We start from the raw sequence: 10,177 nt of genomic DNA, 5'->3' as shown, positions 1-10,177 counted from the left end.
GTGTGGGGTCTCCCCATGCGAGAGTAGGGAACTGCCAGGCATCAAATAAGCAACAGAGCCTCATGCGAAAGCATGAGGCTTTTTTGCGTTTGTTCAATTTCAATCTCCATTCTTCTACGACTAATCCTGATTACTGATCCTGCTAACGAAAATTGTGCGACACATCACAAATTTAAAAGTAACAATTATATAACATTTCGTTCACTAATTTTTTCTGCAGTAGTGCTGGGATCCATCCGCGCTGGGGCAAGTCTGGAAATTTGCAGGAGTATAATAACAATGATCGAGAATACACTTTCATCGCGTGAGTCGCTGACGGGCAGCGATACCCGGCGACGGGTCTGGGCTATCGTGGGGGCTTCATCCGGTAACCTGGTCGAGTGGTTTGATTTCTACGTCTATTCATTTTGCTCACTTTATTTCGCCCATATCTTCTTCCCCTCAGGTAACACTACAACTCAATTGCTACAAACTGCAGGCGTTTTTGCCGCTGGTTTCCTGATGCGTCCTATCGGCGGCTGGCTATTTGGCCGTATTGCCGATCGCCATGGGCGTAAAAAATCGATGCTGATCTCGGTCTGCATGATGTGCTTTGGTTCGCTGGTGATTGCCTGTCTGCCCGGATATGCGACGATTGGCACATGGGCTCCAGCATTACTGCTACTGGCGCGCTTATTCCAGGGACTCTCGGTCGGTGGTGAATATGGCACCAGCGCAACCTATATGAGTGAAGTCGCCATAGAGGGCCGAAAAGGTTTCTTCGCGTCTTTCCAGTATGTGACGTTAATTGGCGGACAGCTTTTGGCATTGTTGGTCGTCGTCGTCCTGCAACAGATCCTCAGCAGCGAAGACTTACATGCCTGGGGCTGGCGTATTCCGTTTGCGCTGGGTGCAGCTCTGGCTTTAGTGGCGCTATGGTTACGTCGTCAGTTGGATGAGACCTCACAGCAGGAGACGCGAGCCCTGAAAGAGGCAGGATCGTTGAAGGGGCTTTGGCGGAATCGTAAAGCATTCGTGATGGTACTTGGCTTTACCGCCGGAGGATCGCTGGTGTTTTATACCTTCACTACCTACATGCAAAAGTATCTGGTCAATACCACGGGTATGAATGCCAACGTGGCCAGCGTAGTGATGACAGCAGCACTGTTTGTTTATATGGTCGTTCAGCCACTGTTTGGCGCGCTGTCTGACCGGATTGGCCGCCGTACATCAATGCTGTGTTTTGGTGGGCTCGCGACGCTGTTTACCGTACCGATCCTGACCGCTCTCCAGCATGTACATTCCCCCTACGCGGCTTTTGCGCTGGTGATGTGTGCGCTGTTAATCGCCAGTTTTTACACCTCGATAAGCGGTATATTGAAAGCGGAGATGTTCCCGGCGCAGGTGCGCGCTTTGGGCGTTGGGTTGTCGTACGCCGTCGCAAATGCGCTGTTTGGAGGTTCTGCAGAGTATGTGGCACTTTCCCTGAAATCTATCGGTTTCGAAAGTGCATTCTTCTGGTACGTGACGAGTCTGAGCGCGCTGGCGTTTTTGGTTTCACTCATGCTGCACAGCAAAGGGAAGGGATTACGTCTGTAAGTTTACTGATGCGCCATCTGCCACACCGCGTAGCCGGTTGTGGACCCGGCAATATCCCACGCAAAGTCTTTCCAGCTCCAGCCGCTGCCAGACGGGCGGCTGTCCCACCATTCCTTCCCGGCCCCCAGACTGATTGAGAACATCATCCCATAAGCCGCACTTCGATCCTGGTTGTAACCCTGATATTGAGCATATTCATTGCCTGCGGCGGAAAGAATGGCAGATGCGAGGAAGTGTTGAGCCTTATCCTGCCCGGTCCAGGCATCATTGGCCGTATGACTGCAGCCGCTAAGCCACAGAGAAGAGAGCAGAACCAAAATACGCATGGCGGGCTCCTGTAAAAAAGCCCCGACAAATGCGGGGCCTGGGATCACAGAATGCGGCTGATAAGCCTGTCGATACGAATTCGACGCAGGCGGCGGATCAACTTTCTTACTTTCACCGGGTAATCGGCGATGCTTTGCAGGTCGCGATAATGTTTCACCACGGTGGTATGCGTGCGAATGAGCGCCAGTTCTCTGTCACGCGATTCGGCCAGTTGCTGCTTCGGATCGTGAATGAGAATGGCATTCTCCAGATCCAATCGCCAGGCTCGTGGGTTGAGGTTATTACCGGTGAGAAGCATCCACTCATCATCGATCCACATCCCTTTCAGATGGTAACTATTATCTTCATCTTTCCACAGACGCACTATCAACTGGTCAGTGTTCACATAATACTGTAGGCGACTCAGGAAACGGCGTAGATTGATTTCATAAAGATAAGGCAGAGCACCAATAATTTTAAATGGCTGATCTTCAGGGATATAAAAATCATTAGCTGTTTTATCGCCAACGATTATCTCAACTTTCTTCCCCTGACGAAGCAGGTGAATAATATTTCTCACCAGAACCGCGGGAAGGTTGAAATAGGGCGTGCAAATGGTCAACTTCTCTTCAGCACACGGCATCAGGTGGAAAATCGTCTTATTGAGCATGCTCGATTTTCCGAGCCCAACCAGCGGCGTGACCGACAGCTGCTCGTTATCGGCATTACCCTGGAAATGGTAACCCGTATCACGCAGTTCCTGACGGTAAAGACGAATATCGTTTTTGATTTCCGGGCTTTTCGGGCGCTCATTATCATCAAGACGATTTACACCGCGACCTTGTACCAGATTCTGGTTCACCCAGTCGAACATGATGTCAGCCATCTGCGCATTACCAATGGCCTGGTAACGGTCATAGCGATATTTATCGTGCTGGTGCAGGTAAACATCATTCAGGCTTGCCCCGCTGTAGAGCACGCAGTCGTCGATGATAAAACCTTTGTAATGTAGAACGCCGAGGGCTTCACGGGTATTTACCGGAACACCATAGACCGGAACATCTACACCAGGGTTTTCCTGAGCCATGCGGCAGTACCAGTCGGCGTTGGTGTTCGACGCGGCGGCACCAATGCGCCCGCGCTGGGCGCGATGCCAGTCGACAAGAATGCGGACATCGAGTTCAGGCCGCTGACGTTTAGCGTCATAAATAGCCTGCAGAACCGCTTTACCGCCGTCATCCTGCTCGAGGTAGAGGGCAATAATGCAGATACGGCGCGTCGCATTGGCGATTTTAGCCAACAGCGCTTGCCGAAAATCCGCAGGGGCGTAAAAGAACTCGACATCATCAACTGACTGAGAAAGCTTAGGTAGTTGAGCAAGGTGTTGTTGATGCTTGTTGCGCTTAAATTTTGACAACATCACAGTGCGTTTCTTCTCTGATTAATCAAGGGTCCTCTGTACCATGCAGACGACAGAAGCGAGCAATAATAACATCAGTGCCTGCTAAAGTGGTCAACATTTCCAGCAGCTTAGTTACGAAGGCGTTGAGGATAGTCTCAATGTTAATCCAACAATGCCATCTTCAAGCTGGATATCGACGTCAAAACCCAGCTTACGCGCCAGGGCTATCATTCCCTGATTGTTGGGCATGGTGATGCCATTCAGTTGCGTGAGGCCATGTTCGCGCGTGTAATTGATGAGCTTCTCCAGCAACCGGCGGCCAAGGCCCAGGCCTTTCAGATCCGAGCGTACCAGCACGGCAAATTCCGCATCAATATTGTCAGGATCTGAAATAGCGCGCGTTACGCCCAGAATTTCTGTTCCTGTTTCCGTCGTATGAACCGCCACGAAAGCCATCTCACGATCGTAGTCGATCTGCGTCATGTTGGCTAAATCATCATGGTTAAATTCATTGATTTCACTGAAATAGCGATAGTAGAGATCTTCTTTCGTGACCTGGGCAATAAACTGCTGCAACAGCGGTTCATCTTCCGGCAGGATCGGCCGGAACAGACAGCGTTCACCGTTTTTCAGCTCCACCCATTCCTCAAATTGCTGCGGGTACGGGCGCACGGCGAGACGGCTTTCGCTGTCACCGCTAAACGGTGCTATTTCCAGGGTCACATCCAGAGCCGTGAATTCATCCCCGGAGGCGAGCAGGGGATGAATATCCAGACGCTGGATTTCCGGACAGTCCACAATCAGGTTCGAGACCTGAACCAAAACCTGACTGAGTCCGGCGATATCCAGAGGACGCAGGGCACTTCTGCCGCGGATCTTTTTGCTCTTGATCGCCTGAATCACCAGGTAACGGGCAAGGTTCATGTTTAGCGGCGGAAGAGCAACCGCCGCCTGATCTTCCGCACGCCATTCCACACCGCCTTCACCCAGCATGATCAGCGGGCCGAACAGCGGATCGTGTTCGACAACCACGCGGAGTTCCTGTGCTCCGGCACGGTTCGCCATGCTCTGGACTAAAAGTCCGTGAATGCGTGCCTGGGGCCAGGTCATTTTCACCCGATCGAGTATCGCATCGGCGGCTTGCTGGACTTCCGTGGCGGTACGCAGATACAGCATCACCCCCTGAACTTCCGATTTATGCGGAATATCCGGTGAACGCAACTTTAACGCGACCGGATAACCAATCTGTTCAGCGATATGCACTGCTTCCGCGCTGTCGGCAGCAATCCACGTCGGCAGCGTTTGCATGCCATACGCTTTGAGGATCGGCTGCACTTCATGGGTATCGAGTGACGTTGCGCCCTCTGCAATGGCTTGTTGTAAAAGCGCATGGGCCTCAGCGGTGTTGGCGGTCAGGTTATCCGGGAGCACCGGCGTTTCGCACAACTGCTTCTGATTGCGCCGGTATTCCACCATATGCATAAAGGCGGTAATGGTGCCCTCCGGCGTACGATAGGTGGGGATCCCGGCATCGCTGAACAACCGGCGCGCTTCTTGAGAGGAATATTCTCCGCACCAGTTGGTCAACACGGTGATGTATTTCCCGCGCGGGTGATGGCTCAGGGTATCAATCAACGCCTGCGCACTTTCAGTACCGGGTGCCGCCGCGCTGGGGGAATGGATAACCAACAGCGCGTCGTAATCCTGGCTATCGAGCAAAATGGACAGCGCTTGTTGATAGTGCGCGCTGCTGGCGTCATCGCGGAGATCAAGCGGATTTGCCGCGTCGACCGTGGTCGGAAGTACGCCACGAAGACGTGTAAGTGTTTCGTCACTCAGCGTGGCCAGTTTGCCATTGCGCAGCCAAAGTTCATCCAGCGCCAGTGCCGCCGGTGCCGCGCCATTGCTGACTATCATTAGACGTTCGCCGCGCAGAGGACGCATATGGCTCAGGGTTTCGACCGCAGAAAACAGCTCGTGCGTGTCCTGCACGCGCAGCAAACCAGCCCGCTGAATAGCGGCATCCCACGCCAGATCCATCCCGGAACTGACGTGCAGCAGGCGTTGCGCCGCCGGGCTGCGGCCACTTTTGATGACCAGAATGGGTTTATTGCGCGAGGCGCTACGGGCTGCCGATACAAAACGTCGGGCATCGCTGAGATGCTCCAGATACAGCAGAATGGCGCTGGTTTTACTGTCGCGGGCAAGGAAGTCGAGCAGGTCATCGACGTCGATATCCAGACTGTCGCCCAGCGCGATAAAATAGGAAAAGCCCATCTCCCGCTGCTGCGCCCAGTCAAGAATGGTATTTGACACCGCCGCCGATTGCGAAATAAAGGCCAGCTTACCGCGGCGAATCGGCACCGGGGAAAAACTGGCGTTGAGTCCTTGCCAGGGCGCCAGCAGGCCAAGACTGTTCGGCCCGAGCAGACGCATTTGATAGCGGACGGCACAGGCTTTCAGGTCACTGAATTGCTCCGGCGGCGATGAAAGAATAATGCAGGTTTTGCAGCCTTTACGGCCTAAAGCCTCCAGCAGAGTCAGGTTGCGTTTAGCATGGGTGCAGATAACTGCCAGGTCTGGCGTGAAGGGTAAGCTGTCGATATCGGGCCAGGCCAGCACCCCCAGCACCGCTTTGTAAGCGGGCGTCACCGGTAAAACCGGGCCATTGAAGCCGCCAGCCAGCAGATTTCGCATCATCAGATAGCCCGCACGCTGCGGTTTCATCGAAGCCCCAATCACCGCAATCGATTTGGGTCTCAGTAACGCTTCCAGTCCCCGTTGGCTCATCGCCTTCTCTCCTGAACGCTGATTCCTGAATGATTTTAAACGCTTTCTGGCTCTGGCACTGTGATGTTTCCCTTATGATGGGTTTTTCCTGCCAGATAACGCGTGCGGAAACGCTGAAAATGACTGCCCAGGGCGCTGGCTGCGTTCGTGTCATCGGCCAGATCCAGCAGGGCAATCGCCACTTCCGCCGTACAATACTGTCCTTCAGCATGGGCTTCACGCAGGTGGTAAGCCGACACCCGTGATAAATCGACGGAAATCACCGGCAGCGCATCCAGATAAGGGCTTTTACGAAACATTTTCCGCGCTTCGGTCCAGGTGCCGTCGAGCATAATAAACAGCGGTGGCTTACCAGACGGCGGCGCGGTGAGCACTTCTCTGTCTGCTCCGGCATAAGAGGCGGGGAATACCACCATCGGCTGATAATCAGGATGCTGCACCAAATCAAGCAACGCCTGCGGCGGCTCGGTACGCGACCACTGGAATGCCTCGGTGTCCGGCAGAATATCGGCAATCAACCGTCCGGTATTGCTTGGCTTCATCGGCTCGGTATCAAACATCACCAGACAAAAGCGGCTCTGGGCGGTTGAAGGCGATAGCGTCTCACACAGGCACTGTTTCAGCGGCAAAAGGCAGCGCTGACAGCGGCGGATACGGTTTCCACGGGCAAGAAACGGACGGGTGGCGCGGGCAAGGCGTTCAGCGCGCAGGCGAAGTACGGCGTTATCAGTCATCGGGAGCTATGCAGGAAAAACGCCATTGTCGCAGAGGGGAAAGCGGGGCACAAGATGCGCCCCGTTGGACTAGGCTTCGGTGGCTTCATTCAACCAGCTGTCGAATGGTGCTTTAGGTACGGCGCCATTAAGCATGTCGACGACTTCACCTTTATGGAAAATCATGATGGTCGGAATGCTGCGGATGCGAAAACGTGCGCTGAGCTCGCGCTCGGCTTCGGTGTTTACCTTCACGAAACGCATTTTTCCGCTACGCTCTTCCGCCACATCTTCAAAGATGGGGGCGAAATTGCGACAGGGCCCGCACCACGGTGCCCAGAAATCGACCACGACGGGTAAATCGTCTTTTAACAATTTATCCAGCGTCTCACCGGTTGCGTTAATGACATCGCCATCAAACAGCTCATGGCCGCAGCGACCACATTTTGCCGTTTCGTTGATACGATCGTCGGGGATACGGTTAAGCGCCTGACAACTGGCACAAACGGTATTCATAGCTAACCTCTGGGTAATCGGGTTTATGTCACGGCACAGGTGGCCGAAATGTTTCTTTAATGTTACGTATTATCGATGAGACTGTTTTAAAGAACAATGTGGTTTATTCGATGATTATAATAGTCGCAGTCTTTGGTACGAAATCATGGCGAAGCGGGGGCACATCGGGTACTCTTCGCGCTTCGCGCAGCGCAGGTGGAGAATAAAATGAACGACGAACTGAAAAATAAAAGCGGCAAGGTCAAAGTGATGTATGTCCGCAGTGATGATGACTCGGATAAACGCACGGAAAACCCGCGTACCGGTAAAGGTGCAGGCCGCAGCGGCCCGTCCCGTACCGAAGGTGGTCGTCGTCCTGCGCGCGATAGTCGTGATGGTAAATCCCGTGATGGTAAGCCGCAACGTAGCGGTGACCGTTTCCGGGACAATGCTTCCCGTGACCGCGATAGCGGACCACGCGACAACAACCCGTGGCGTACCGTTTCCCGTGCACCGGGCGAAGAAGCAGTAGACAAGCCGGATCACGGCGGGATCAGCGGCAAAAGCTTTGTCGATCCTGAAGTTATCCGCCGTCAGCGTGCGGAAGAAACCCGCGTTTACGGTGAAAATGCCTGTCAGGCCCTGTTCCTGAGCCGTCCGGACTGCATCGTTCGCGCCTGGTTTATCCAGAGCGTGACCCCGCGTTTCAAAGAAGCTCTGCGTTGGATGGCGGCAAACCGCAAAGCCTATCACGTGGTCGATGAAGCCGAACTGGCGAAAGCCTCCGGCACCGAACACCACGGTGGCGTGTGCTTCTTGATCAAAAAGCGTAACGGTACCAGCGTACAGCAATGGGTCCGCGAAGCGGCGGAAGAAGACTGCGTACTGGCGCTGGAAGATGTCGGTAACCCGCATAACCTCGGTGCTATCATGCGTAGCTGTGCGCACTTCGGTGTCAAGGGTGTGGTGGTTCAGGATGCCGCTGTGCTGGAATCCGGTGCGGCAATTCGTACCGCAGAAGGCGGCGCGGAGCACGTGCAGCCGATCACCGCTGACAGCTTCATCGACGCGCTGGACCAGTTCCGTAAAGCGGGTTATGCGATTGTCACCACTTCCAGCCATGAAGGCACGCCGCTGTTTAAAGCGACCATGCCGAAGAAAATGGTGCTGGTGCTGGGTCAGGAGCGTGACGGTCTGTCCGATGCGGCGCTTGATACCGCCGACCTGAGTGTGGCCATCCAGGGGACCGGCAACGTCGAAAGTCTGAACGTTTCCGTGGCAACCGGTGTTCTGCTGGCCGAATGGTGGCGTCAGAATAAAGCCTGATGCTTATGCATTGGTGAAAATGAAAATGCCAGCGCGATGCTGGCATTTTTTTATTCGCTTTCTGCTGGCAAGACCGGCATCCAGTCAATCGGCGGCTCGCCGCGCTGTGCCAGCCACTCGTTCGCCTGCACAAAATGATTCGAACCGAAGAAACCGCGATGGGCCGAAAGCGGCGATGGATGCGGCGCTTTCAACACGTGATGGCGCTGACGGTCAATAATCGCCCCTTTTTTCTGCGCATGCGATCCCCACAGTAAAAACACCACGCCTTCTCGATGCTCGTTAATCAGGCTAATGACTTTATCGGTGAATGTTTCCCAACCGAGGCTGGCATGGGAATGCGCCTGGCCTGCACGCACCGTCAGTACGGTGTTGAGCAGCAGCACGCCCTGACGCGCCCAGCTTTCCAGATAACCATGCGTCGGACGGGTAAAGCCTGGAATGGTGCCTTCCAGCTCTTTGTACATATTGAGCAGTGACGGTGGAGTGGCAATGCCAGGGCGCACCGAAAATGCCAGCCCGTGCGCCTGACCCGGGCCGTGATACGGATCCTGCCCGAGGATGACCACTTTCACATCGTTGAGCTCGGTATAGCGGAACGCATTGAACACGTCCTTTTGCGGAGGATAAATGGTCATTCCGGCCTGACGTTCACTGGCCACCGTTGCCAGCGTGTTGATGAAATAGGGCTGTTCTTTTTCCGTGGCCAGCACATCGTGCCAGGTTAAGGGCGTGGTCATCTCGCTCTCCTGCGAATTTGGTTGGCCATAGCTTAACGGCTTCTTTCTGGGGAACAAAATTTTGTGTGCGTATTGGAGGGAATGGATTCAAAAAAAGTTGAATGATTACAACGATAATTGTTTTTCTGCACGGTGAAAATTGATCTAAAACAATGAAATCACCACATGTACTGAGTACACACACTAATTCTATTGATTTAGGTCAATGTTTGTCGGGTGTTAGACTGTTATATATACACTCAAGCAACAATGGTTTTACCAATTGGCCAGCGTCTGGCCAATGCAAAAACGAATACATGAGCCTAAGGGAGGCATTAAAATGATTACAGGTATCCAGATTACTAAAGCTGCTAATGACGACCTGCTGAACTCTTTCTGGCTGCTCGACAGCGAGAAAGGCGAAGCACGCTGCCTGGTAGCAAAAGGTGGTTTCACTGAAGATCAGGTTGTCGAAGTGAATAAACTTGGCGAAATCGAATACCGTGAAATCCCGGTAGACGTACAGCCAGAAGTGCGTGTAGAAGGCGGTCAGCACCTCAACGTGAACGTTCTGCGTCGCGAAACGCTGATGGATGCGGTTGAGCACCCAGAAAAATACCCGCAGCTGACCATCCGTGTTTCTGGTTATGCGGTTCGCTTCAACTCTCTGACACCTGAACAGCAGCGTGACGTTATCGCGCGTACTTTCACTGAAAGTCTGTAATTTCTCAGGGGTGGGAAATAAAAAAGCCGGGATTTTCCTAATGCTGGTCACTTAAGGTGATCAGCATTTTTTCTTGTCGGATATTTCTGGGCTTTTACTTTCAATTCCCGAGGGTAACTTCGCT

The 10,177-nt window shown here is 53.5% G+C and carries 9 protein-coding genes; 3 read left to right on the top strand and 6 right to left on the bottom strand.

Annotated features, from left to right (window positions below; genetic code table 11):
• Positions 1 to 279: 279 nt before the first annotated feature.
• Positions 280 to 1,578, top strand: a complete 1,299-nt coding sequence (locus ACG0Z5_RS23365) for an MFS family transporter (protein ID WP_394451501.1) — start codon at positions 280 to 282, stop codon at positions 1,576 to 1,578.
• A 2-nt stretch (positions 1,579 to 1,580) separates the two neighbouring features.
• Here the strand turns inward: ACG0Z5_RS23365 and ACG0Z5_RS23360 are convergent, their stop codons facing one another.
• The 5 genes from ACG0Z5_RS23360 to trxC all read right to left on the bottom strand — a co-directional run bounded on the left by ACG0Z5_RS23360 (position 1,581) and on the right by trxC (position 7,305).
• Positions 1,581 to 1,904 carry a YfiM family lipoprotein gene (locus ACG0Z5_RS23360; protein WP_394451500.1) on the bottom strand — a complete coding sequence of 108 codons (324 nt, stop codon included), beginning with the start codon at positions 1,902 to 1,904 and terminating at the stop codon, positions 1,581 to 1,583.
• 44 nt (positions 1,905 to 1,948) lie between these two features.
• A complete protein-coding gene (gene pssA / locus ACG0Z5_RS23355) occupies positions 1,949 to 3,304 on the bottom strand; it encodes a CDP-diacylglycerol--serine O-phosphatidyltransferase (protein WP_394451499.1) in 1,356 nt (451 codons plus the stop codon).
• Between the two features lie 114 nt (positions 3,305 to 3,418).
• Entirely contained in the window at positions 3,419 to 6,076 is a 2,658-nt protein-coding gene (locus ACG0Z5_RS23350) for a bifunctional acetate--CoA ligase family protein/GNAT family N-acetyltransferase (protein ID WP_394451497.1), read from the bottom strand.
• Positions 6,077 to 6,111: 35 nt separating this feature from the next.
• Entirely contained in the window at positions 6,112 to 6,810 is a 699-nt protein-coding gene (tapT, locus tag ACG0Z5_RS23345; RefSeq protein ID WP_394451496.1) for a tRNA-uridine aminocarboxypropyltransferase, read from the bottom strand.
• Between the two features lie 69 nt (positions 6,811 to 6,879).
• Entirely contained in the window at positions 6,880 to 7,305 is a 426-nt protein-coding gene (gene trxC / locus ACG0Z5_RS23340; RefSeq protein WP_394451494.1) for a thioredoxin TrxC, read from the bottom strand.
• 207 nt (positions 7,306 to 7,512) lie between these two features.
• On the opposite strand from trxC, the gene ACG0Z5_RS23335 reads away from it, so the two are divergent.
• A complete protein-coding gene (locus ACG0Z5_RS23335) occupies positions 7,513 to 8,610 on the top strand; it encodes a tRNA/rRNA methyltransferase (RefSeq protein WP_394451492.1) in 1,098 nt (365 codons plus the stop codon).
• 50 nt (positions 8,611 to 8,660) lie between these two features.
• Here the strand turns inward: ACG0Z5_RS23335 and ung are convergent, their stop codons facing one another.
• Positions 8,661 to 9,350, bottom strand: coding sequence for a uracil-DNA glycosylase (gene ung / locus ACG0Z5_RS23330; protein WP_394451490.1), 690 nt, complete (start codon positions 9,348 to 9,350; stop codon positions 8,661 to 8,663).
• Between the two features lie 319 nt (positions 9,351 to 9,669).
• On the opposite strand from ung, the gene grcA reads away from it, so the two are divergent.
• Entirely contained in the window at positions 9,670 to 10,053 is a 384-nt protein-coding gene (gene grcA / locus ACG0Z5_RS23325) for an autonomous glycyl radical cofactor GrcA (protein WP_319627955.1), read from the top strand.
• Positions 10,054 to 10,177 lie beyond the last annotated feature (124 nt).

The organism is Scandinavium sp. M-37 (assembly GCF_043558715.1).
Taxonomy (GTDB): domain Bacteria; phylum Pseudomonadota; class Gammaproteobacteria; order Enterobacterales; family Enterobacteriaceae; genus Scandinavium; species Scandinavium vulneris_A.
This window is presented reverse-complemented; position numbering and strand designations above follow the sequence as displayed.

Bases quoted from the DNA above. Each gene is read 5' to 3' on its own strand.
- trxC (WP_394451494.1), bottom strand. From the start codon at position 7,305: ATGAATACCGTTTGTGCCAGTTGTCAGGCGCTTAACCGTATCCCCGAC.
- grcA (WP_319627955.1), top strand. From the start codon at position 9,670: ATGATTACAGGTATCCAGATTACTAAAGCTGCTAATGACGACCTGCTG.
- tapT (WP_394451496.1), bottom strand. From the start codon at position 6,810: ATGACTGATAACGCCGTACTTCGCCTGCGCGCTGAACGCCTTGCCCGC.
- pssA (WP_394451499.1), bottom strand. From the start codon at position 3,304: ATGTTGTCAAAATTTAAGCGCAACAAGCATCAACAACACCTTGCTCAA.
- ACG0Z5_RS23365 (WP_394451501.1), top strand. From the start codon at position 280: ATGATCGAGAATACACTTTCATCGCGTGAGTCGCTGACGGGCAGCGAT.
- ACG0Z5_RS23335 (WP_394451492.1), top strand. From the start codon at position 7,513: ATGAACGACGAACTGAAAAATAAAAGCGGCAAGGTCAAAGTGATGTAT.
- ACG0Z5_RS23350 (WP_394451497.1), bottom strand. From the start codon at position 6,076: ATGAGCCAACGGGGACTGGAAGCGTTACTGAGACCCAAATCGATTGCG.
- ung (WP_394451490.1), bottom strand. From the start codon at position 9,350: ATGACCACGCCCTTAACCTGGCACGATGTGCTGGCCACGGAAAAAGAA.
- ACG0Z5_RS23360 (WP_394451500.1), bottom strand. From the start codon at position 1,904: ATGCGTATTTTGGTTCTGCTCTCTTCTCTGTGGCTTAGCGGCTGCAGT.